Origin of the sequence: Flavobacterium sp. UBA2787 (assembly GCA_002352205.1) — a bacterium.
Taxonomy (GTDB): domain Bacteria; phylum Bacteroidota; class Bacteroidia; order Flavobacteriales; family Flavobacteriaceae; genus Flavobacterium.
Genome location: DEHZ01000001.1, coordinates 53,905 through 77,820, shown reverse-complemented (window position 1 = coordinate 77,820; position 23,916 = coordinate 53,905). Strand labels below are relative to the sequence as shown.

The window sequence follows — 23,916 nt, the reverse complement described above, 5'->3', positions numbered from 1 at the left end:
AGATGAATAGGGATTGAAAATTGAAATTGTATAATAAAGATTCCATTTTTTTGATTCTTTTTAAATGAATTACTATGCAAAAAATTACTTTTTCATTTTTATTGTTGATGCTGTTTTCAACTATTTCGTTACATAGTCAGTGTACAACAGGAACTCCCGTATCATCGGTTACGTTTACACCCAATTATTCCGGGAATGCAGAAACCATTGATTTGTTCACGGCTTCCAATGGAAAATACCATAAATTGAATGTATTGGCCAATCGTTTTTATACTTTTTATGCGTATAAAACCGGTGATGCTGAACAAGGGTATCAGGACTATATAACCATTACAGATGATCAAGGTTTTTATTTAACAGCCGGTTATTCTCCTTTGGTATTCAAAAACTTTAATTACACCGGTGAAGCACGTGTGTATTATCATACCAATGAAGCCTGTCAAACCAATAGCATCAACAAAACGGTTTATGTGATGAGTTCACTTCAGGATCGTTTTCCGCCCACAAACTTGACAATTACCAATGTATCGACCAATTCTGTTTCGTTCAGTTGGCAATGGGATTGGATTGGTCTGCCTCCCACCAATGGGTATCAATATCATATTATTGAAGCTCCCGGAAGTTTTAGTTTGCCGCTTCCGCCGAGTAACTCTTCTGATTCCGCTTTTACTGGATTTTCAGCTACAACTTCAGCCACCGTATCTAATTTAAATCCTAACAAACGTTATCATTATTGGGTGCGTTCTAACTATAACGGGCAATACAGTGTTTGGATGCAAGGTGGAGAGTTTTTTACCTCTGCAGTTGTTTGCAATCAACCCACTAATTTAAGTGTGAACAATATCACCGCCAATTCTGCCTTCTTTACATGGAATGCACCGAGTCCGGCACCGTCAAACGGTTATGAGTTTGCCTATAATTTAACAGGACTAGAACCGAATGCCTCTCAAACCTCTTATCCGCTCAATACCAGTACACTCATCAATAATTTATCCAGTAATACAACGTACTACTATTTTGTGCGTTCCAATTGTAATACGGTTCAATCAACCTGGTTATTCGGTGGAAGTTTTACTACTCCGCAGGGTCTTAATTGTAATAGTGCGTTTTATGGTTTACATCCAACAGCCACTTTTACACCTGCTTGTACTGGAAATTCGGAAACGATTGTTTCTAATGCAAAAGCCGGAGAATATTCGAATGTAAATGTATTGGCGAACAAACAATATACTTTTGGCAGTTCTATCGCCACGGATTATCTCACTATTACCAATGAATCAGGTACAGTTTCATATGCTGCCGGAATAACGCCTTTGGTTTGGCAATCCAGTGCTTCTGCGGAAACGGTTCGCTTTTTTCTGCATTCCAATTCGTCTTGTGGGAATAGTGCTACCTTACGTACCAGAACAGTTACTTGTGCTCCGTCTGCCGGTTGTGTACCGCCAACCAATTTGAGTACGTTTAACGTAGGCGTAAACCAAGCCAGTATCAGTTGGACGGCTTCTCCCTCCAATCCATCGTTTTATGATGTTTATTTTTCAATTAACAATACCGCTCCAACAAGCGGAACAACTCCTAATGGAAGTATAGCTGCTACTTCGGCAACAATGAATAACTTGACCCCTTCAACAACTTATTATTACTGGGTTCGTTCTAATTGTGAGGGTTTAACAAGTGCGTGGATTTCCGGTGGTAGTTTTACCACGTTATCCGTTGGAGCGTGTAACACTGCCTTTTATGGTTTGTATCCTGAAACTACTTTTTCCCCTTCTTGTACCGGAACTGCCGAGTTGATTGTTAGTGATGCTTGGGCAGGGGAGTACACCAACGTAACTATTTTAGCCAATCGCTCTTATACATTTTCAAGTTCAGTAACAACTGATTATATTACGATAACCAATGTCGCAGGTACCACTATTTTCGCCAGTGGTTTGTCTCCTTTATCATGGAATTCTACCACCAACAACGGGGTATTTCGTTATTACCTACATGCTAATGCCAATTGCGGAAATCAAAATGTAAATCGCTCTAGATTCATCAGTTGTCAGACCACTGCACCATCTTGTGGAAGTCCGTCCGGTATCAGTTTTTCGGCTATAACTTCGGGTACAGCAACCGCTACTTGGACGGCCGCTTCTCCGGTGCCTTCTAACGGATATGATGTGTATTTGTCCACTTCATCCACTGCTCCAATAGCAAGTACTACACCATCCGGTAACGTGACCGGAACATCTGCCAACCTAAACGGATTGTTAGCCGGAACAGTTTATTATGTTTGGGTTCGAGCTAATTGCGGTGCTACGCAAAGTGCATGGATTCCCGGTGGAAACTTTACGACACTCACTGCCAATGGTTGTACGACCGCTGTGTATGGATTATTTCCGGATGCTACTTTTACTCCAACGTGTAGCGGAACCGCTGAGTTGATTGTTAACAATGCTTGGGCGGGAGAATATAGCAATGTGACCATAGTGTCTAATCGTTCCTATACGTTTTCGAGTTCAACGGCGACTGACTATATTACGATTACCAATGCGGCCGGAACTACAGTTTTAGCTCATGGAGTTTCTCCTTTGTCATGGAATTCGGAAGCCAATAATGGTATTTTCCGTTATTATTTGCATACTAATGCGTCTTGTGGTAATCAAGATTCAATTCGTTCTCGATTTATCACTTGTCAAACACCTGCTGGTTGTGCTGATCCATCTAATATCAACATCATTTTTGCTACGGCTACTTCTGCTTCTTTCCTTTGGACAGCAGCCAATCCCGCTCCTGTGAATGGGTATCAATATTATATTTCAACTTCTTCAACGCCGCCCAATGCATCGACTATACCAACAGGAAGTATTGTCAATCAAACTACAGTAAATGTTTTTGGATTGAACCCCAATACCCTTTATTATTTTTGGTTGCGTTCGAATTGTACGCCAACTCCCGGGACATGGATTAGTGGCGGAGCTGTAACTACACAAGGAACTTCCACTTTTTGTTCTACTGCCGTTTATGGGCAGCATCCTGCCACAACTTTTACACCAGCCTGTACAGAAAGCAATGAAATAATTGTGAACAATGCCCGAGCAGGAGAATTTACTACTGTAAATATTTTACCAAACAAACAATATACGTTCACAAGTTCTGTAACCTCAGATTATCTAACCATTACCAATAGTAGTGGAACAGCTTTAGTGATTAGTGGACTTTCTCCGCTAACCTGGAATTCCGGTTCAACTTCCGGATTACTACGTTATTATTTACATGCTGATGGAGCTTGTTCGTTTGAAAATGCCAACCGTACTCGATCAATAATGTGTGTAAATGCGTTAAGTACTCCCGATGAGTCATTACAACGATTTACGGTGTATCCAAATCCGACTGGCTCAGTGGTAACGATAAAAGCATCCCAAACAATGATGAAAATTGAAGTAATCAATTCTATTGGTCAATTGATTACTACGCAAACAGTATCAACGGAACAGACACAAGTTGACTTGTCTGCTTATCCGAATGGCGTTTATTTATTCCGAATTCATGCAACAAATGGAATAGAGACAGTTAAGGTGGTGAAACGATAAGGTTTTTATTAACTGAAACTAAATTAACAAAAAAATAGTCAGGTAATTATCTTATCTGACTGTTTTCTGTTTATAGTCTTCTTCTTATTGAATGGTGTTATTCCCTAACATATTTTCTTCCGGACGCTGAATTCTACCTCTGGAATTATATGGAAAACTTTTAGTGTGAATTTTAATCATTGTCTCCAGATTATCCCCATCATAATCGATAATTTGAATTTTTTCATTTTTAAAGGAAAACCTAAAAGACGGTCAACCAATCAAAGTCTCCAATAAATTTTTAAAAGGTGATTTTGAAAAATTTTATTCTATTTGCCGGCATTATTTGATGGAATCATAAACATTATGCAACATCTCTATATAAATAAAGTGTTTAAGTACTAATTTAAATTCAATATATGATTAAAATAAGGTTGATATTCCTCCCGAACAATATCGTAAAATGTATCTAGACCTTGGTAGTTATTACAACTTATTTGTTTACTTTGTAAAGATATGAGACATTTGCCTTTACTTTGGATTTGATAAAAAAAGTTTAAATTTATTCAAAGGAAAGCAGAGGTGAACTTAAGCATTTGTAGTTAAAAACTATGCTCTGCATTAGTTCCTCTGCCTTCTTCTTGAATCCGTTGAATTGCTTCAAATAAAATGATTATTTTGCCAAAAAAGTAGAAAAAGAAATCATTGTTATTTTATTGGAAGAAGCCGCAAAGCAAAAATTACCGATTATGGTTTTTGTTGGAAATCGTGGAAATATTCAAATTCACACAGGAACCGTTCGTAAAACAATGTGGCACGGAACGTGATATAATGTGATGGATCCTGATTTCAATTTGCATTTAGATATGTCAAAAATTGCACAAACGTACATCGTTAGAAAACCAACCGAAGATGGCGTTGTTACTGCAGTTGAGGTGTTTAATGAGCAAGAAGAAATCATCGTTCAGTTTTTTGGAAAACGCAAACCGGGCATTCCTGAATTGGAAGGTTGGAGAGAAATTGTGGCTGGGTTGTAATGTGGCGATTAGACAATGAGACGATGTGTCAATTTTATGGCAAGCTTAACATATAAACAAAAACAGTCAGATAATTTTCTGACTGTTTTTGTTTTTCTTAGTATTTGTAAAGTGAAACTTCCAAAGGAGAGGGGAGCCGAGCTGTTGAAATAACTGCTAATTTAGTTGTGAGTAATCCGCTTCAATCCACTTTCGCTAAGCGAATAAAAATCAGCGGAAATCAATTTAATCCTATCAAATCTGCGTTCTATTAATTAAAATTCAGTTTTCAACCTAACGGTATCATTCCCCAACATGTTTTCTTTCGGTCGCTGAATTCTACCTCGAGAATTATATGGAAAATTTTTAGTGTGAATTTTAATCATTGTCTCCGGACTATCCCCATCATAATCAATAATTTGAATTTTTTCATTCTTAAATAATGAATAACCGCCATATTCTAACGGTAATTCTTCTTCAATAGTCCATTGGCCATTTTGCCAGAAATGATAAATATTTTCGCTTAAATCATAATAAACCCTCATGTTAGGATAATAATGATAGCGAATAGTTAGTCCTGTTGTTTTACTTGTTTCAAGAATAACTTCTTTTTTGTCTTCTTTTTTAGAATCCTTTTTTGGATCAGTTGGGTCTGTGTGTGTTGCCCATGAATTGGAAGTACATGTGCAAACAATAGCGATGAAGAGTAGTAAATTTTTCATAGTTATTTGATTTAATTTGTACATTACAAAGTTGTTTAAAAAGCAATAATTTCGTTTTACAACAATTTTTCATTTTGTTACAAGATTTTCATGTTATCAAAAACTAGCAAGCCTAAACGTGTGGCTCATCCTAAAGATTTACATCTTCTATTTATTTAAATTAATATCAAGTTCTATTTATTTTAGAACCTATCCATTTTTTTTATAATTTAGGCATTAAAATTCATCCTGAATTAAAAGTAATTACTAATTTTTTTCTTATGGCGACAAACAAAACAAACGAAACCCAAGTTAGTGTAACCGAGTTTATTCATTCTTTTGTAGATAATGATCAAAAGAAATCCGATAGTTTTGAACTAATTAAATTAATGCAGGAATGGTCCGGTTTTGAAGCCAAAATGTGGGGACCTACTATTATTGGTTTTGGGAGGTATCACTATAAATACGCGAGCGGTCACGAAGGCGATGCTCCCATGCTTGGTTTTTCACCCCGCAAAGCGGAATTTTCGTTGTATGTTTACTCGCCTAGAGAAGACAACAAACATTTATTGGATAATTTCGGAAAATTTAAAATGGGAAAAGCTTGTATTTATATCAAAAAACTAGCTGATATTGATTTAGCTGTGTTAGAAAAAATGTGTCGTGATTCTATTGCATATTTAGAAGAACATCATGAGTGTGCGTGTAGGAAGTAAAGTAGTTTAAAATTATATACTAAATAGTATGAAAAAAAGTATTTTGCCGATTTTTCTATCAATAACATCATTGCTCTCCGCTCAAGTGGCTAAGGATTCCGAATTGTTTCTAGCCTTAAAAAAGCAGGACAGTCTTTTTTTTGAAAAGAGTTTTAACGAATGCGATTTGGTTTTTTTGGAAAAAGCAATTCATTCCGAATTAGTTTTTTATCACGATCAAGGTGGTGTTCAAAATAAGACAAGTTTTTTGGAAAGTGTAAAAAATAACATTTGCTCCAACCCAATCCAAAAGCCAATCAGAAAAGTTAAAGCAGAAAGTTTGGAAGTTTTTCCGTTATATCAAAATGGCCAATTATATGGTGTTATACAAAATGGAATCCATGAATTTTATATTCGAGAGCCTCATAAAAAAGATATATTGACAAGTACTGCAAGATTTACACACGTTTATCTTTTAGAAAATAATCATTGGATTTTGAAGGAAGTATTGAGTTTTGATCATAAAAATTAATTCAATTCCAATATGCTTTTAGTTTCAAAGTATACCATTATCTTTTTCGGACTTTTCTTTTTCTTTGCGGGAGGCGTGATGCTTTTTAATCCCACAAAATTCAGGAACTGGGTGAGTATGGCCGGTAGTACAAACTTCATCAATTATACAGAAATCACGCTTCGATTAATTCCTGCCGCAGCCATGTTTTATTATGCAGAAGAATCGAAGTTTACATTAGTTTTTAAAATATTTGGAGGATTTATGATGATTACTTCGCTTGTTTTATACTTCGTTCCGAGACGTTACCACCATCAATTGTCTGTTAAGTTTGCTAATTTTTTGAAACCATTATATTTCCAATTAATTTCTCCATTGGCTTTTTTGATAGGTTTATTTATACTATATTCGGTAATGTAATTCGTGCTGAATCTAACTTCCGGCAAATGGAGTTCCAAAGATGCCAACAGCCAATTCAGCCCATACTAAAAATAAAATTACTAACACTATTCCGCAAAGAAGAATTCTGTTTTGAGTTGAACGAACTGTTCGTAATACCAGTTCACATACTAATCCGGTGCCAAGTAATAGCACAGCGGCCACAATAAAATCAAAGGAATCCCAGTTAACTTCTTCTGTAAATTCCATTGCGATTAACGGAATGAGAAGCAACGATACTACTATAACTACAATGCCCATCAATCTTTGATTGGGTGTGATTTTAAATGATTTGTTTTCCATACTTTTTGTTTTTTGAATATCTGCCAAAGCAGCGTGATGATTATGAGAGCAAAAGTATTAAAAGAACTTTGAAATACAAAGTAAAAATACGGTTTTTTTATAATATACCTTTTTTTAAATTTTAATTAATTGATTTTATCAAACACATAACCACCTTTTATGGCTCCCCAAACTTGCTTACCATCCTTGTCAAAACCTTGATCCCAAGAAAGTATTTGGGTAGGAGTAACGGTTACTTTTGAAGAAGCATAAGAAGCTCCTCTCAATTCACTCAGACAGGTTTTTTCACCGGTTTGACCAATGAAAGTTCCGTCAGTTTGTTTTTTTAAAATGACTTCACAGCCCGGTTTTAGTTCAATGTCCGATTCGGATAAAGTATCAAAAGCTTCGGGAGTTTTCCACTTTCCAATCCATTCTTTTTCGTTTTTTAACGTGTAAATTTCACTCACGAATTCATTATTTCGTTGAGAAACTTTGTAAATACGAACACGATATGGACTTTCCTGTTTCTCAAACATGGCTTGCTCTACATACAGATAATTTCCTTTTTCTTTCCAAATAGGAATCATCCGTAAAGAAATATTGAAGTATTCTTCATCTGTTATAGATTGTTTTTCAGAAGAATAAGTGCCTTGCATAATTTTAACAAGATATTCTAAATCGCTAGCTTTATTTTCTTGTGCTGATTTACATCCGATAATAAGAAATAGAGAAAATACGGTGAAAATTTTATAGTTCATATTTTTTTGTTTCAAGTTTCAAGTTTCAGGTTGGGTCTTGTTTAGAAGAAAATGTTCTCCAATAAATCCGTTTCAATCCATTATAGCAAAGCTATCAAATCGGTGAAAATCTGACTAATCTGTTCAATCCGTGTTCCATTTAAAGTTTTAGATTTCATGTTGATAGTTCGTTTTATTACTTTTCAAATTTCTAAAATTTTTTAAACCACTGTTCAAAAAACTTATTTTTTTTAAATTATTTCCCAATATTCCTTATCATTCCACCAAAAATAAAATAATGAAACGGAACCAAGCTGTACCAATACAATCTTCCAAAAAGTCCTCTTGGTCTAAAAGTGGCAATTTGGTGTAAAACATTTTCTTCATCAATTCTAAATTCCAGCCACGCTTCACCGGGCAAACGCATTTCGGCAAACAAAAGCAATCTTTTTTCCTCTTTATTAGCTAACAAAACCCGCCAAAAATCTAATGAATCACCACTGTCTAAATTGAAAGGGTGTGTTCTTCCTCTTCGTAAACCAACGCCTCCAAATAGTTTGTCCATGAAGCCACGAGCTTGCCACATCCAATTGCCGTAATACCATCCTTTTAATCCACCAATTGTCCAGATGTTGTCTAATACTTTCTCTGGGTTTTCAATCTTCATTTTCTTCTCATCTTTCAAACAACCAAAAGTTGGAACCTGAATAAATTCGGATAAATTGTGCTGAAAACGACCACTCACTAAACTGTCTTTCCAACTTGAAATAACTAAGTTTTGTTCTATTTTTATGAATGCCAATTTGATAGCTTCGGTATAGGAAATAGGTCTGATTCCTAACATTTTTTGTAAGCGATTGTCGTTGCAAACCACTTCCATTTTCATACTATCTACTAAATTCATAGCCAATTTATACGAAGTTGAGGTCACAAAATACAACCAATAGGAAGATAGTTTAGGAGTCATTATCGGAACTGTAAAAATCCAATTGCGAAAGCCTCTCGTCTTGGCATAAAGTTGCATCATTTGTTTATACGTCAGCACATTGGGTCCACCAATGTCGTAGGAATCGTTATAACATTCTTCTTTCAATAAAACACCCATCAAAAATTTAATTATATCGCGAATGGCAATGGGTTGTGTTTTGGTTAACACCCATTTTGGCGTAATCATCACCGGTAATTTTTCACATAAATCGCGAATAATTTCAAAAGAAGAACTTCCGGAACCTACAATAATTCCTGCACGAAGTACGGTTACATTGTAATTTCCTTTATATAAAATTTCTTCCACATTTTTACGCGATTGCAAGTGTTTTGAAAGCGTATTGTTGTTCACAATTCCACTTAGATAAATCACTTGTTTCACGCCAATGTGATTCATATAGCGATTGAAATTCTCGGCCGCTTTTGATTCCATTGTATCAAAAACTTGGGTAGAAGACGACATAGAATGAATCAAATAATAAGCCACATCAATGTCTTTTGGTGTGTTTTCGAATGATACTTCTTCCAAAAAATCTACTTCCCAAATTGTTATGGCGTCAAGCGTCGTCTTATCTAAACCTAATCGATTTTTATCGCGAACGCAACAAATTATTTCGTGATTTTGCGATAAAAGTTCGGGTAATAAACGACGGCCTACATACCCATTTGCACCTGTTAAGAGGATTTTCATTTTCTGCTATTTTTCTTAAAGATACTAAGAAAAATAGTTGAACAATCGTTAAATTGTTTTGAAGATATTTACAACAGAACTACTAATATATTGCACACCAATCGCGATAACAATAAATCCGATAATTCTGGAAATTGCCACAATTCCGGATGCTCCTAATATTCTGGAAAGATAATGAGCACTTTTTAACACAAAATAAATCACTAAAGCAACACCTAAAATGGCTAAGCAAGCAATTATTTTTTCACTGATTTTAGTATAATCTTGGTAGAAAGCAATCAATAAAGAAATAGAACCGGGACCAGCTAACATTGGAATTGCCAACGGAGTTAACGCAATTTGGTTTCTGGTTTGAGCATCATTTTCTACTTTCTTGTTTACACCGCGTGTTTTATTGAACTTTCCGGTAAGCAAAGAAAATCCGGAACTAACAATGATTAAACCACCGGCAATTCGAAGTGCGTCAATACTTATTCCAAAAAACTTCAACACATATTCACCTATAAAAAAGGAAATAATCAAGATGATGAAAACGTTCAATGCGGTTAATAGTGAAACCCGAGAACGTTCTACTTTAGTGTAATCTTGAGTTAATCCCACAAAAATTGGTACGGCTCCTAACGGATTTAAGACAGAAAACAAAGCAGCGAAAATGTAGATAAATAGTTCCATTGTTTTTTTGCAAAATAACAACAACCTTATTTTTGAAAGGTTATTAAATCAATAAAACAAAGTTACTATAAATCGTCAATATAAGTAGGAGAATTATCGGTTTTATATTGATTTAATTTTTCGATGAAACTATTCACACTTTTGTTTTTTGGAGGTGCATCAATCGAAATAAAGTGATGATCCATATGAAAAGTGAATGAATTCGCGGGTTTAAAAATCACTAGTTTATAGAAAGGAATCACCAAAGAAAAAGTTTCTAACAACGATCGAAAACGAATAATTATTCCTTTCGGACGTAATTCTATATTACAGAAATTACGATTGTTATCATACGAAAGAAGTGTGGCAATTTCTTCGCTGGTTTTGATTATGTCTAATCGTGGCGAACCAATTCCGTTTAATTTGATATTATCGATTAAACCAAATGGATTTCCAACCAAATCATTAATTGCTTGATTTATCTTTTTTTCGTTGTAGGAGGTATTTACTAGCATTTAATATGTCAATTAGTCAAATGTGCCGATTAGTAATATTTGTAAAATTAATGAATTGAAAATGTTGTTTTGAACGAATTAATATAGCTTTAAGAGTTGTTCTATTTTAAAAGTAGGATGAAGTTTATAAAAAGCATTATCTTTGTAACATAGAACAGTAAGATGAAAAAAACCTTAGTTATTGGTGCTTCCACAAAACCGGAACGCTATTCTTTTTTAGCAATTAATAGTTTAGTTGATAAGCAACATTCAGTAGTCGCTATTGGGCAGAAGATTGGTGAAGTAGCAGGTGTGAAAATCCAAACCAAACAAATTCCCTTTAAAAACATCCATACCGTAACGTTGTATTTAAATCCAAAAGGGCAGCGTGATTATTACAATTATATCGTTGGTTTACAACCAAAACGAGTAATTTTTAATCCAGGAACAGCAAATCCGGAGTTTTATGCGTTGTTGGGGATTAACAATATTAAAGTGGAAGAGGCTTGTACGTTGGTTTTACTTTCTACGAATCAGTATTAAATTGTTAATTGTTGAGAGTTGTATGAAATTGTGTACAGATTGAAATAGTATAGCTTCGCTATTTTTTTTTAAAGGAATACGGATTAGATAGATTAAAAGGGTTTTCACAGATTTGATAGCTTTGCTATAATGGATCGGGATGGATTCGCTCTGAGAACATTCTTTTTCATAGCAATTTATTTACTGAAAACTTTTTTACCGTTTACGAATGAGCATCAATCCTACAAAAGTCAACAATCCATTTACGATTAAAATTTCAAAACCAAAAGCAAAACCAAACCAGGATTCGCTATACAAATTCAGAATTATCGACGATAAAACTGCTGTAATAGCTACAATTGGCACCCATTTGTCTTTCACATTCCATTTTGTGAATAGTCCAAAACTATAAAGACCGAGTAAAGGACCGTAAGTAAATCCGGCAAATTTCAATACTTTATCAATAATACTTGCGTCTTCCACAAAATATTTGAATCCTAAAATAACTAATACAGAAACCAACACAAACATCTTGTGAATTTGTTTTCTGATGACTACTTGTTTTACGGAATCGTATTTTTTTTCTATTTCTAAAATATCAATGCTAAAAGAAGTTGTCAATGAAGTCAAAGCACTATCAGCACTTGAATAGGCTGCAGCAATTAATCCCAGAATGAAGAAAAATGCAACTCCAATTCCTAAGTATTCATTTGCTAAAATAGGGAAGAGCTGATCTTTGTGAGCATCAATGTTGTATTTTAAGGCATATTCCGTGAACAATAATCCCATCACTAAGAAAAGAAAATTCACAAACGTGAGCACAATCGTAAACCAAAACATGTTTTTTTGAGCATCTCTTAAACTGCGGCAAGTGAGGTTTTTTTGCATCATATCCTGGTCAAGTCCCGTCATTACAATTGCAATAAAAGCTCCTGATAAAAACTGTTTCCAGAAATAATTTGGGGAACTAAAATCTTCAAAAAAGAAGGTTTTAGACAAATCACTATCGGCAATAAAACCTGAAATGTTAGTAATATTTAATCCTAAATCCTGCGAAACTGTCACGATACAAAATACTACGGCAATTAGCATAAATAGTGTTTGCAAGGTGTCTGTCCAAATAATGGTTTTGATGCCTGATTTATTGGTGTATACCCAAATCAGTAATATGGTAACGGTTACTGTAATCCAATACGGAACATTTAATTTATCAAAAACGATGGTTTGGAGTACATCGGCCACCAACATTAACCGTAAGTTAGAGCCAACTGTTCTGGAAATGATAAAAAACCAAGCTCCGGTTTTATAGGAGTTTCTTCCAAATCGGTCACCTAAATAGGCATAAATTGAAGTAAGATTTAATCGATAATAAAGTGGTAATAAAACAGTTCCAATTACAAAGTAACCCACAATGTAACCAAGAACCAACTGAAAATAAACAAATTGTGAAGCTTCTACTTTTCCGGGAACAGAAATAAACGTGACACCCGAAAGCGATGCTCCAATCATTCCGAACGCGACTAAATACCAAGGTGAGTTTTTGTTGGCTTTAAAAAAGGCATCATTTCCTTCGTCTTTTTTACTGATTAAAGAAGAAATCAGAATAAGTAATCCAAAATAACCCAGAATGAGTAGTAGAATAGAAATCGGTTCCATTTGTAATTTTTAATTCGTTTGCAAATTACAAAAAGGAACCGGTATTCTGATTTTATAAATTATTTTTATACAACTTAAATTCAGTAAATATTCTTTATTTCAATTTAACCTTAGTAATTATAATTTGTAACCACAAATTCACAAATAAAAATGTCTTTCTTTATAAAAATTAGTTGTTCATCTTAGATGAAAATTCGAATGAAATCAAATGAATACTAAATTTGAATTCGTGGGTTCGTGGTTTTTTATAAAAATTATTTAAAAATTCCTTCCAAAGGTTTGAGTTGATCCATGTCGATGTCTGATTTTTGAAGAGCACTCAACAATGTCATAAAATCTTCAGGATTCATTTTGTCGCCTAAAATTCGAACAACGGCAAAACCATTTTCGTCTTTACTACCGTAGAGTACAAATTCTTCAATAGCATCGTCTTTTCCCACAAAATAGACTGCCGCACCTTCTTTACCTGAACCAAATTTCATCAATTCCTGGTATTTTTCGTCTTTTAAAATTTCTTTCACTTTGGTTCTTTCCCCATCAAATTTAGATTTGTTTTCTTGATTGATTTTGAAGGCCAAAATATTCATTTTTTTGAATGTTTTCAAAGCTTCTTGTTGTTCCATAGACAATGCATCCGGTTTGATGTTCAATATACTTGGCGACATATCAACAGAAATAAAATCAGTAGATTCTGTTTTTTCTACAAAATATTTTTGCAAGCTGGGTTCTTTTTCACAGGCGATGAAACTCATCAGCAAAAGTGAAAACAGTAATTTTTTCATAATTATTTACTTTTTAAAGTTTGTAAAATCCGCTCTTCATTTTCAGAAAGTGGTAAGGCGTTGTTAGTTTCCCAGAAGTTTTCTGTGAAATTCATTCCGTTTGAATATAGATTTCTTTCCTTGAAAATTTTATTTTTTTCTGGTAATGAGGAAACATCATCTGTAAAATCAGTCACTACCAAATCACTAACACACATCATTCGGTCATTCATTTGCTTACCAAATTTTATATGTATGTCAATTATTGATTTTCTATACGAAGGTATGTATTTGTCATTTGAATATTTATAGGTTTGCTTAATTTGAATATCATGAACTGCAAATTTCATGATTAATGCATTAATTGTTTCGACGTGTTGTTTGTGGTTTTCAGACATTTTTATATCAATGTCTAAAACTACTTTTTGAATAGGGTCATAAATGATTTTTCCTGTTAATAAAGCTTTTGCAACGTTTGGTTTTGGTTTTATATAAATTACTTCAAGCGTGTTACCATTCTGATCTTTTTTAGAACGAAGTTCAAAATCATAACTTTCGTTAGCTTTATCAGATGAAATTCTGTCAATATATTCATAGGTAAAAAAGCCATTTGCAGCCTTTTGAATATCAAAAAAGGAATCCATTTCAGATAAATCTGCTTTTCCTTTTTTCTCAATTTCATCAATACCAGCCAATTGAAATGCTCTACTTTGATTAACAACAAGCTTGCTTTCAATTTTTTCTTTCTTTTTGGGTTGAATGTAAAAATCAATTACGCCATCAGAGAATTTTGAATATTTATCATTGATTTTTACAAATTCACGGTAATAGGTTTCTAGTTTTATACTTTTATCTAACTGATTTTTAGAATTAGATAAAATTCCAGCCAATATTTGATTGATAGGTTTGTTCGTTACAATTACTTCTTCCAACGCCATTTCATCTGTTTCTAGTTGAATTGTAATGGGTTCAGCCTTGATTTCAGTCACCGAAAAAATTTGTGTTTTATAACCAATATGTCCAACTTCAATATTTTTTGCACCATTTGGAATGTAAAATTTAAAAATACCATCTTCATTTGAAATAACGCCTTGCGTAGAATTTTGAACAAAAATGTTTGTAAACGGAATACTTTCCTGTGTAGTTTTGTCTACAATTTTACCTTCAAAAACAAGAGATTGAGCAGTTGACGACAATGCAATTAAAGCGAAAAGAAACAAATAAATTTTTTTCATGTGTTGAATTGGTTTTGATTTTTAAAGATGCCAAGGTAAGAATTTACAACAAAAAAAACTTTGCCAAAAATGGCTTTTGACAAAGTTTTTATCATTTAATTTCAAAAGTTTACTTATTTCCTTTTGAAGCTTTTTTCAAATTATCGCCACCGGGAAGATTCATTTGTTCCGTTAATGCTGAAATTTCATCTAAATTAAAGTTTCCGGTTAACGAGAATAAAACGGTTTCATTGTCTTTTGAATTTCCTTCAATAAACATAAATAATTCTTTAACTATAGAATCATTTGCACCTGATCGCATATAGATTTTCACGTTTTTCCCGCCATCTGAAACCCGCATCAACTCATCCATACCGGCAGTTTTTAAATATTTGTCTGCTGTAGCACGCATTTCTGCAGTTTGTTTTTGGCTCGTTGTGATAAATACTTTCAGGTTATCCAGTTTCTTAAGTAGATTCACATATTGTTGAGTTTCCTTGTCGTTAGCTTTCACTTTGCTCATCATTTCAAACATTTTTTTGTTAACAATGATGGTTTTTACATCTTCTGGACCGTCAAATTTGTCAAAGACAGACTGACCAAACATTACTTGTGAAATTAATAATGTTGCAAATACTAATAATGATGTTATAATTCTAGACATTTTTTTATTTTTTAAAGATTAAATTTTTTGAGTTTTCGTATTCATTAATATAGTTTACACTTTCCATGCCAATATTTACTTTTTCTGATAAAAGAGCTAGTGCTTTTTGTGTTTCTTCAAAGGCTTCTTCTGGTGTTTCAAAAGAGCCTAATTCAGAATTAGCAACTTTTGGTTGGTTTTTGATTGGATTATAGTTTAAAATGGCAATAACACCTAAAAAGAAAATTAGACTAGCGGCAATACTTATCCTGGCAACAGTAAATCGTTTTTTAGTTTTTAAGGATAGCGTTGGCGTAAATATTTCTTCTTTTTCGGTAGCAAAAAAACCAAAAAGTGGTTTGTAGTGCTCCAAATGTGCGGCTACTTGTTCTGTTGAAAAGTACTGTTTCAACTGAATTTCTTCTGCAATGGTGGTTTCTCCTTCGAAGTATTTTTCTAGTAATTGTTCTATTTTAGCTAATTCCATATTGATGGGTTTTAGTCATTTTTTCTCTAATTGTTTTTCGTGCTCGGGATAAATTTACTCGAACCGCTGTTTCATTCATGTCGAGTATTTTGGCAATTTCTTCAAATTCATATTGCTCGATATCACGCATTTGAATAATTATTTTTTGTTGTTCCGGCAATTCGTTTATCATTTTTTCTACCCAATTCCAACTGTCCGAATCTTCCACTTTTTTGTCTAAAGAAGCTTCGGTAGAAGTAAAATTGTTATGCACAATTTTCATATTCGATGCTCTTTTCGACTTTAATTGATCCAAACAATAATTTTTGGTCATTGTCATCGCTAATGCTTCCACACTTGCGTAATTTTCTAAACCATTTTTTTTGTCCCATAATTTTACCAAAATGTCCTGCGTAGCATCCTGAGCTTCTTCGTTACTCACCAGTAAACGCTTGGCAAGTCTGAAGACCTTATCCTTAAAAGGAGCTATCAGAGTTATAAACTCATTTTGGTTCATTGGTCTGGTTTAAAACTTGGTTATATAGTCAAGACGATTCATAATCTTTTTTGTTACAAAGAAATTGAAATTAAAACTAAAGTTATTAAATTTACGTTCTTAAAAAGAAAAAGCTATGAGATTATTTTCAAAAATGGTTGCGTTTACCGTCTTTTCACTTTTGATTTTTCAATCGTGTGAAGATATGGACGACAAACCCGTTCCATCTGAATTAGAAATAAAAGATTTCATTTGGAAAGGATTAAATTTATATTATTTATGGCAAGCTGATCAACCAAAATTAGCAGATGATTTATTTGAAACACAACGTGATTTAAATGTTTTTTTAGCAGAATATGATACTCCTGAAGCTTTGTTTAGTGATTTAAAAGTGGCTCCTGATATCGATCGCTTCAGTGTAATGTTTAGTGATTATAGAGTTTTGGAGAATGCTCTACAAGGCGGTTTTCGAACAAACGGAATTGAGTTTAGCCTGAGATACAAAGACGATACACAAACCGATATTTTTGGCTATGTGCGTTATGTTTTGCCGAATACAAGTGCTTCCAATCAAGGGGTGGAACGCGGAATGATTTTTTATTCCATTAATTCTACTCCATTATCAGCATCCAATGAATCATTGTGGCGAGCGGCTTTAGCACAAGATTCATATACGCTACAGTTTGCAGATTACGATGGAGGAAATATTACCCCAAACGGAATTTCGCTAAGTTTTACTAAAGCTCAATACAACGAAAACCCTGTTTATTTAACCAATGTAATTGAAGTAGATGACAAACGAATCGGCTATTTAATGTATAATGGATTTTTCTCTAATTATGAAACACAATTAAACCAAGCCTTTGGTCAACTAAAAGCAGCAAATGTTACTCATTTAGTACTTGATTTGCGTTATAATTCCGGAGGTTCTGTTGATACCGCTACACGTTTAGCAAGTATGATTACGGGTCAGTTTAACGGACAAGTTTTTGCCAGACAAGTTTGGAATCAAAAAGTAATGAACTTTTTTAACGAAACAAATCCAGAGCAATTAATCAATCGTTTTACCAATCAAATTGGAAACGGAAACACGATTAATAGTTTAAATTTAAATAAGGTTTATGTTCTCACTACTGGTCTAACTGCTTCTGCAAGCGAATTAATTATCAATAGCTTAAAGCCTTATATTGATGTGGTTCAAATTGGTACCATCACAGTTGGAAAAAATGACGGGTCAATTACACTGTATGATTCGCCAACGTTTGGTTCAAATAACAGAAATCCAAATCATCGCTATGCCATGCAACCATTAGTTTTAAAAATTGCTGACAGAGATGGAGATGGTGAATATCAAAATGGAATAGAGCCTATCCCATCATTAATTCAATTTGAGGATGTTGCCAATTTAGGTGTTTTAGGAGATCAAAATGAACCTTATTTAAATACAGCAATCAACGATATTTTGGCCAACGGAAGAGTTGGAAACCGATACATCGAGTCAAAAGATTTGCAAGTTGAAAATAGCAAATCAATGCGAAAACTAAGTAACGAAATGTATATCGAAAAAGTTCCCGAAGGATTATTCCAATTATTACAATAAAAAAAAGGCTCTTAATTGAGCCTTTTTCATTAAAACAAAAATGTGAATCCGAGTTGTACATTCCGACCACGCGTACTATAACCCACGGTTTCTACAAATTCTTCATTCAAAATATTATTCACAGAACCAAAAACGGTTACTCTGTTTTTCAATACATCATATTTTACTAATCCATTTACTAATTGGTAAGAGCCCAACATAACATCAGTAGTTGCAAAAGTACCACCATCAAAAAATGCATCTCTTCTTCCATCAACATATTGATAGTTTAAAGAGAATAAAGTCCGCTCATTCGCTCTAAAATCTAAAGCTACATTTCCTTTGTGCTTCGGAATCAATCTATTCAATTCTTGCGGAATATCCGTAAACGAATAATTTCCATTTAACCTCAATTTAGAAGTAATCTGATAACTCAACGTAGTTTCAATTCCGCGAACATTATTTTCTCCTTCCACATTCACATAATACGAATCAAACGTTTCCGGATCAAAAAAGAAACCAATTGAATGAGACTCTTCTCTGTAAAAACCAACCGCACTAAACGTAATTTTTTTGTTTAATAATGTAGTTTCAAAACCAACTTCAGCCGTTGCATTTTCCTCCGGTTTTAGTTCTAAATTTCCGTAAGGTGAATATAATTGATACAAACTCGGAGTGATATATGCCGTACTATACGAAGTAATGATTTTTAAAGGAAAATTTTTAAAATTATACGACGGATTAAAATTATAAACCAATTGATTATCATAAACCGAATGTAAATTCATTCGAGCTCCAGCATTAATATTCAAACCAAAATTAGAATTGTAAACTGCCGTTACATAAGGATCAATTAAATTTAATTTGGCACTTTCACGATTAATCTCATCAAAAGGCGTTTGCGTTTTCATGTCGTGAAACTGAAATTGTGTTCCCACAATCAAAAAGAAATTTTTATGAAAGTTATATTTATTCATCGCATCCACACTCACGCTTCTTGAAGTATAAACATATTGGTCAATTGTACCTGAAAACGAACTAAATTCATCATAACTTCGTTCCAATAAAGTAAAACCGGAATTAACAATGAACTCACCTTTGTTGTACTTGTATTTCGGATTAAATCCAAACCGAAATTGCTCCGACAGCGAAACATTTTCCAACACATCCGGACTATTGAAATTGTCAAACGGACCATCATAATCGGTTTTCATTCTGTCGTAATTACTAAAGAAATCCAACTTTAATTTTGAAGTAGCTTGAAAGCCAATTTTTGCCAATGCATTCACTCTCGAAAAACGATCTTCTTCAAAATTTTTCCCCGCAGCCTGCGAAATTCCTTTGGTTTCTGTACTATTTAAGGAAGCATAATAATAAATTTTGTCAACCGTTCCGTTCAAACCAAAACCTTGATTAAAATCTTGCGGATTCGCTTTAAAACTTTCCGTCGTGTTTTGCGTACCAAAATTCATATACGCATTTCCGGAAATTGCTTTTTTGGCCGATTTTTTCAACGTAATGTTAATCACACCAGAAGCCGCACCCGTTCCGTACAACGTACTTGCAGCACCTTTCATAATCTCAATGCTTTCCACTTGTTCCGCAGGAAGCAATCGCAAATCATACTCAAAATTAATCCCCGAAGCATCCGTCATCGGGATACCGTCAATCACAATCAAAACCTGACGATTTCGCCCGCCACGAATAAAATAACTCAAATTTTTTCCATTCGCACTTTGGTTTCCATTCACTTCCAAACCAACGGCTTGACTCAAAATCGTAGCAACCGATTGACCGGTGTTTCGCTCCAAATCTTTTGCCGAAATTTTTTCAATAATTTTACCTGATTTTTCTTTGGACTGCTCAAATTTTGTGTCCGAAATCACAACTTCGCTCAACGAAATCGTGTCTTGTTGTGCAAAAGCACACGTTCCCCATAACGCCAAAATAGCGGTACAGTACCTGAATTTTTGATTCATTTTAATTAAAAATAATTTTACTAAAAATGGGAGAAAAGTATAGAATTTACCCATACCCAAACCTTTTTTCCCGAAAGTTTGTTACTCGATGTATAAGGCAGGTCTCCTGGCTTGCGTCTTGTTGTTGGCCTTCTCGTTCGCCGCGGCGAACAATGGCATGAAAGTGAACAACAAGCTAAATAGCTTACAGTTGCGGGTACAGCTCAGGATTTAAACAGCTCAAATTTATAAAGTTACAAACTCCAACTCGGAACTCGAAACCAATAAACCCGAAACCAATTTCACCTGATTCCCTTTTAATGCTCGGCCTAAAAAAGGCGTTGCAACCAAAATACGGTGCGAAAGTAAACATTTTTAATTAAACAATTCATAAAATTTTTCAGAAGCAATTCCGGCTTTTCACTGCAAGTTTTTTTTCAAAACAAAAGTTTTGCAAGTCGTGGCAAGAGCTCCCAAGGTCGCTTTGCCAAGCCAACAAAACTAATTTGTTTTTTCAAAAAAAGCTTTTCGTTGCAATCCGGGCTAGAAGATAGTGCAATAGCGAAAATTCATTTGTCAATCGTCTTTTTTCTTATTCATTTTAACCCATAACCAAATAAAACCAACTATAAAGTGAACTAGAATAATACCACCAACGATATACATGAACGTATTTGAATCTCGCATTTTATTTTTTATGTAAAAGTAAAAAGACATTTTTTTTCAGAACATAACATTTGTTACAAACAGTTACCTTTGCAAAAAAGCACTTAATGAAAAACTACATATTACTTTCCATATTTTCTTTTATTTTGATTTCATGTCAGCAAAAAGAGAATAAAAATACAGAAAACCAATCTCCCGAAAATTACATTCGCTATGCCAGCGGACTTTCCATTCAAAAATATGCTGATTTTTCAATCGTAACCGTTTCCAATCCTTGGCCAACAGCCGATAAAAATTATACCTATATTTTACACAAACAATCAGCTAAAATTCCCGATAGTTTACAAAAATATTCCGCCATCCAAGTTCCGATAAAATCAATTGTAGTAACATCAACCACACACATTCCGGCATTAGAACTATTAGAAGTAGAAAATAAATTAATCGGATTTCCAAATACTGATTACATTTCCTCTGAAAAAACAAGAACTTTAATCGAAACCGGAAAAGTACGCGAAATCGGAACCAACCAAAGTTTAAACACCGAAGTTTTACTCGATATGCAACCCGACCTAATCATCGGATTTGGCGTAGATGGCGAAAAGAAAACCTATGATAATCTGCAACAAAATGGTCTAAAAATTCTCTACAATGGCGACTGGACAGAACAACATCCGCTCGGTCGAGCCGAATGGATTCAACTTTTTGGTGTTTTATTCGGCTTGGAAGAAAAGGCAGATCAAGTTTTCAAAACCATCGAAAATGATTATTTGGAAGCCATTGAATTAGCCAAAAAAGCCACTTCAAAACCAACCATTTTGAGCGGAGCCATTTACCAAGATCAATGGTATTTGCCACAAGGAAAAAGTTGGGCTGCTCAATTTCTAGACAATGCAAACGGCAATTATTTCTGGAAAGATTCCGAAGGAACAGGAAGTTTATCTTTATCGTTTGAAACCGTTCTCGAAAAAGCCCAAGATGCCGATTTTTGGATTGGTCCCGGACAATTTACGTCCTTCGAAGAACTTGAAAAAGCCAATCCAAACTACAAATATTTCAAATCTTTTCAAAACAAAAACGTTTATTCGTTCAGTTCCAAAAAAGGAAAAACCGGAGGCGTAATTTATTATGAATTAGCGTCTAATCGTCCGGATTTAGTGCTCAAAGATTTAATCAAAATTCTTCATCCGGAATTATTGAACGATTATGAACTGTATTTTTTTGAGAAATTGAAATAATCAACGAATTACATTTTAATTAAAGTCTTAGTATATTTACAACTTTCTTAATGGTTTAAAAAATTGCCAACTCAAAAACATAAAATACTTTTCGTTTTTTTAAGTTTCGTTTTAATCGGAACGTTTTTACTTAACCTTAGTTTAGGTTCAGTTTCCATTCCAACAATCGAAATTTTTAATTCAATTATTGGAAAAGAAATCAAACCTTCTTGGGAAATTATTTTATGGAATTTTCGCCTTCCAAAAGCCATCACAGCCATTTTAGTCGGAATGGGTTTGTCGATTTCAGGTTTATTAATGCAAACGTTGTTTAGAAATCCGCTTGCCGGACCGTATGTGTTAGGATTGAGTTCCGGTTCGAGTCTAGGTGTTGCTTTTGTCATCATGGGAGCCGGTTTTTTACCTTCTTTTTTGGTTTCCGATTATGGAATCGTTTTGGCTTCGTCTTTGGGAAGTTTTTTAGTTTTATTAGCGGTTTTGGTAGTTTCACAAAAATTGCGTGACACAATGGCGATTTTAATTGTCGGATTGATGTTTGGTAGTTTCACCAGTGCGATTGTAAGTGTGTTGAGTTATTTCAGCACTGCTCAAGAACTACAAAAATTCACCTTTTGGTCAATGGGAAGTTTAGCTAATTTACCGTGGAATTCCATTTTAATTTTAGCTATATGTTGTGGTTTGGGATTAGTGTTGAGTATTTTCAGCATCAAACCTTTGAATGCATTATTATTAGGAGAGAATTATGCTAAAAGTTTAGGTTTAAATTTCAGAAGAACGCGTTTAATAATCATCTTTGCCACCAGTATTTTAGCCGGAAGCATTACCGCTTTTGCAGGACCAATCGCTTTTGTCGGATTGGCTGTTCCTCATTTAGCAAAATTGCTTTTTCAAACCAGCAATCATTTCATTCTATTTTGGAGCACATTACTAATTGGAGCCATTTTGATGTTAATTTGCGACAGCATCGCTCAACTTCCCGGCAGCGATTATACCTTACCAATTAATGCCATAACTTCTATGGTTGGAGCACCGGTGGTGGTCTGGCTATTAGTTAGAAAACGAAAAATAATGATTTAATAAAACCCAGCAACTCAGTATCTCAGCAACTCAGCAACTCAAAAAAAATGATTCTCCAAACCAAAAATCTCACAATCGGCTACACTTCTAAAGCAACTACCAAAACGGTAGCTTCAGACGTTGCAATTAGTTTGGAACCCGGAAAATTAATCGGTTTAGTAGGAGCAAACGGAATTGGGAAATCAACTTTGTTGCGAACTATTACCGGCATTCAAAAACCACTTTCAGGAACCGTTTTATTAAACGAAAAATCAATCGAAGTTTTTGAACCATTAGCTTTGGCTCAACAAATTAGTGTGGTGTTAACCGAAAAATTACCACCAAGTAATTTAACCGTTTATGAATTAATTGCGTTAGGAAGACAACCCTATACCAATTGGCTTGGGAAATTAACAGACGACGATAAAATCAAAATCGATGAAGCCATTGAACTAACTGAAATCAATCATCTAATCCATCAAAAGCATTACGAAATCAGCGACGGACAATTGCAAAAAGTTTTAATAGCCAGAGCATTAGCACAAGACACACCGCTGATTGTTTTGGATGAACCTACTACGCATTTGGATTTACTACATAAAGTTTCGCTTTTTAAACTCTTGAAAAAATTAACTACTGAAACCCAAAAATGCATTTTATTTTCCACTCACGACATTGATTTAGCCATTCAATTGAGTGATGAAATGATTGTGATGGACGGAAAAACCGTCATACAAGATCAACCTTGTAATTTAATTTCAAAAGGTGTTTTTTCTACTTTATTTAAAAACGAACATATTCAGTTCGATACTTCAAAAGGAAAGTTTGTAATCATCTAAAACTTAACAATCTTTTTACATTCGTTGAAGTAACAAAATAAATTCAAATTCTACTTATTAAT

The 23,916-nt window shown here is 34.1% G+C and carries 22 protein-coding genes, 1 pseudogene and 1 riboswitch; of the genes and pseudogenes, 10 read left to right on the top strand and 13 right to left on the bottom strand.

Translation table 11 applies throughout. The features are described from left to right. The first annotated feature begins 74 nt into the window (after positions 1-74). Positions 75-3,575: a fibronectin type III domain-containing protein gene (locus B4N66_RS00345; protein WP_291091587.1), complete on the top strand. Its 3,501-nt coding sequence runs from the start codon at positions 75-77 to the stop codon at positions 3,573-3,575. A gap of 647 nt (positions 3,576-4,222) precedes the next feature. Continuing rightward, a pseudogene (locus B4N66_RS00340) lies at positions 4,223-4,591 on the top strand (ChuX/HutX family heme-like substrate-binding protein); the annotation flags it as partial. A gap of 254 nt (positions 4,592-4,845) precedes the next feature. On the opposite strand, the gene B4N66_RS00335 reads toward B4N66_RS00340, so the two are convergent. Then, positions 4,846-5,292, bottom strand: coding sequence for a hypothetical protein (locus B4N66_RS00335; protein ID WP_291091585.1), 447 nt, complete (start codon positions 5,290-5,292; stop codon positions 4,846-4,848). Between the two features lie 260 nt (positions 5,293-5,552). On the opposite strand from B4N66_RS00335, the gene B4N66_RS00330 reads away from it, so the two are divergent. Genes B4N66_RS00330 through B4N66_RS00320 form a run of 3 tightly spaced genes read left to right on the top strand, consistent with a single transcriptional unit; the run spans position 5,553 to position 6,897 of the window. Next, positions 5,553-5,987 carry a DUF1801 domain-containing protein gene (locus B4N66_RS00330; RefSeq protein ID WP_291091583.1) on the top strand — a complete coding sequence of 145 codons (435 nt, stop codon included), beginning with the start codon at positions 5,553-5,555 and terminating at the stop codon, positions 5,985-5,987. A gap of 28 nt (positions 5,988-6,015) precedes the next feature. Then, a complete protein-coding gene (locus tag B4N66_RS00325) occupies positions 6,016-6,498 on the top strand; it encodes a nuclear transport factor 2 family protein (RefSeq protein WP_291091581.1) in 483 nt (160 codons plus the stop codon). A 12-nt stretch (positions 6,499-6,510) separates the two neighbouring features. Beyond that, positions 6,511-6,897, top strand: coding sequence for a hypothetical protein (locus B4N66_RS00320; RefSeq protein WP_291091579.1), 387 nt, complete (start codon positions 6,511-6,513; stop codon positions 6,895-6,897). 12 nt (positions 6,898-6,909) lie between these two features. Here B4N66_RS00320 and B4N66_RS00315 read toward each other — a convergent pair whose 3' ends face one another. The 5 genes from B4N66_RS00315 to B4N66_RS00295 all read right to left on the bottom strand — a co-directional run bounded on the left by B4N66_RS00315 (position 6,910) and on the right by B4N66_RS00295 (position 10,781). Then, the gene (locus tag B4N66_RS00315; RefSeq protein WP_291091577.1) at positions 6,910-7,218 is read right to left on the bottom strand and encodes a hypothetical protein; all 309 of its coding nucleotides are present in this window, start codon (positions 7,216-7,218) and stop codon (positions 6,910-6,912) included. A 125-nt stretch (positions 7,219-7,343) separates the two neighbouring features. Further along, positions 7,344-7,958 (bottom strand): chromophore lyase CpcT/CpeT, encoded by a 615-nt coding sequence (locus tag B4N66_RS00310; protein WP_291091575.1) that lies wholly within the window; start codon positions 7,956-7,958, stop codon positions 7,344-7,346. 235 nt (positions 7,959-8,193) lie between these two features. After that, positions 8,194-9,615, bottom strand: a complete 1,422-nt coding sequence (locus tag B4N66_RS00305; RefSeq protein WP_291091573.1) for an SDR family oxidoreductase — start codon at positions 9,613-9,615, stop codon at positions 8,194-8,196. A gap of 48 nt (positions 9,616-9,663) precedes the next feature. Then, entirely contained in the window at positions 9,664-10,287 is a 624-nt protein-coding gene (locus tag B4N66_RS00300) for a MarC family NAAT transporter (protein WP_291091571.1), read from the bottom strand. 65 nt (positions 10,288-10,352) lie between these two features. Then, the gene (locus B4N66_RS00295) at positions 10,353-10,781 is read right to left on the bottom strand and encodes a hypothetical protein (RefSeq protein WP_291091569.1); all 429 of its coding nucleotides are present in this window, start codon (positions 10,779-10,781) and stop codon (positions 10,353-10,355) included. A gap of 162 nt (positions 10,782-10,943) precedes the next feature. On the opposite strand from B4N66_RS00295, the gene B4N66_RS00290 reads away from it, so the two are divergent. Then, positions 10,944-11,303, top strand: coding sequence for a CoA-binding protein (locus B4N66_RS00290; protein WP_291091567.1), 360 nt, complete (start codon positions 10,944-10,946; stop codon positions 11,301-11,303). A 195-nt stretch (positions 11,304-11,498) separates the two neighbouring features. Here B4N66_RS00290 and B4N66_RS00285 read toward each other — a convergent pair whose 3' ends face one another. The 6 genes from B4N66_RS00285 to B4N66_RS00260 form a co-directional block, all read right to left on the bottom strand. Continuing rightward, the gene (locus B4N66_RS00285; protein WP_291091565.1) at positions 11,499-12,938 is read right to left on the bottom strand and encodes a sodium:solute symporter; all 1,440 of its coding nucleotides are present in this window, start codon (positions 12,936-12,938) and stop codon (positions 11,499-11,501) included. Positions 12,939-13,192: 254 nt separating this feature from the next. After that, positions 13,193-13,720 carry a DUF4252 domain-containing protein gene (locus B4N66_RS00280; protein ID WP_291091563.1) on the bottom strand — a complete coding sequence of 176 codons (528 nt, stop codon included), beginning with the start codon at positions 13,718-13,720 and terminating at the stop codon, positions 13,193-13,195. A gap of 2 nt (positions 13,721-13,722) precedes the next feature. Continuing rightward, positions 13,723-14,934 (bottom strand): carboxypeptidase-like regulatory domain-containing protein, encoded by a 1,212-nt coding sequence (locus tag B4N66_RS00275; RefSeq protein WP_291091561.1) that lies wholly within the window; start codon positions 14,932-14,934, stop codon positions 13,723-13,725. 109 nt (positions 14,935-15,043) lie between these two features. Further along, positions 15,044-15,577: a DUF4252 domain-containing protein gene (locus B4N66_RS00270; protein ID WP_291091559.1), complete on the bottom strand. Its 534-nt coding sequence runs from the start codon at positions 15,575-15,577 to the stop codon at positions 15,044-15,046. 4 nt (positions 15,578-15,581) lie between these two features. Continuing rightward, positions 15,582-16,043: a hypothetical protein gene (locus B4N66_RS00265; RefSeq protein ID WP_291091557.1), complete on the bottom strand. Its 462-nt coding sequence runs from the start codon at positions 16,041-16,043 to the stop codon at positions 15,582-15,584. Then, positions 16,030-16,539 (bottom strand): RNA polymerase sigma factor, encoded by a 510-nt coding sequence (locus B4N66_RS00260; RefSeq protein WP_291091555.1) that lies wholly within the window; start codon positions 16,537-16,539, stop codon positions 16,030-16,032. Before B4N66_RS00260 ends, B4N66_RS00265 begins: the two co-directional genes overlap by 14 nt. 115 nt (positions 16,540-16,654) lie before the next feature. Here B4N66_RS00260 and B4N66_RS00255 point away from each other — a divergent pair, with 115 nt between their 5' ends. Further along, positions 16,655-18,118 carry a S41 family peptidase gene (locus B4N66_RS00255; protein ID WP_291091553.1) on the top strand — a complete coding sequence of 488 codons (1,464 nt, stop codon included), beginning with the start codon at positions 16,655-16,657 and terminating at the stop codon, positions 18,116-18,118. A 29-nt stretch (positions 18,119-18,147) separates the two neighbouring features. Here B4N66_RS00255 and B4N66_RS00250 read toward each other — a convergent pair whose 3' ends face one another. Further along, the gene (locus tag B4N66_RS00250; protein WP_291091551.1) at positions 18,148-20,076 is read right to left on the bottom strand and encodes a TonB-dependent receptor plug domain-containing protein; all 1,929 of its coding nucleotides are present in this window, start codon (positions 20,074-20,076) and stop codon (positions 18,148-18,150) included. A 79-nt stretch (positions 20,077-20,155) separates the two neighbouring features. Beyond that, positions 20,156-20,423: riboswitch (cobalamin riboswitch) on the bottom strand. A 405-nt stretch (positions 20,424-20,828) separates the two neighbouring features. On the opposite strand from B4N66_RS00250, the gene B4N66_RS00245 reads away from it, so the two are divergent. The 3 genes from B4N66_RS00245 (at position 20,829) to B4N66_RS00235 (ending at position 23,854) form a co-directional block, all read left to right on the top strand. Continuing rightward, positions 20,829-21,959 carry an ABC transporter substrate-binding protein gene (locus B4N66_RS00245; protein WP_291091549.1) on the top strand — a complete coding sequence of 377 codons (1,131 nt, stop codon included), beginning with the start codon at positions 20,829-20,831 and terminating at the stop codon, positions 21,957-21,959. Between the two features lie 63 nt (positions 21,960-22,022). After that, positions 22,023-23,036 carry an iron ABC transporter permease gene (locus B4N66_RS00240; protein ID WP_291091547.1) on the top strand — a complete coding sequence of 338 codons (1,014 nt, stop codon included), beginning with the start codon at positions 22,023-22,025 and terminating at the stop codon, positions 23,034-23,036. 47 nt (positions 23,037-23,083) lie between these two features. Further along, on the top strand, positions 23,084-23,854 hold the full coding sequence (locus tag B4N66_RS00235; RefSeq protein ID WP_291091546.1) for an ABC transporter ATP-binding protein: 771 nt from the start codon (positions 23,084-23,086) through the stop codon (positions 23,852-23,854). Positions 23,855-23,916 lie beyond the last annotated feature (62 nt).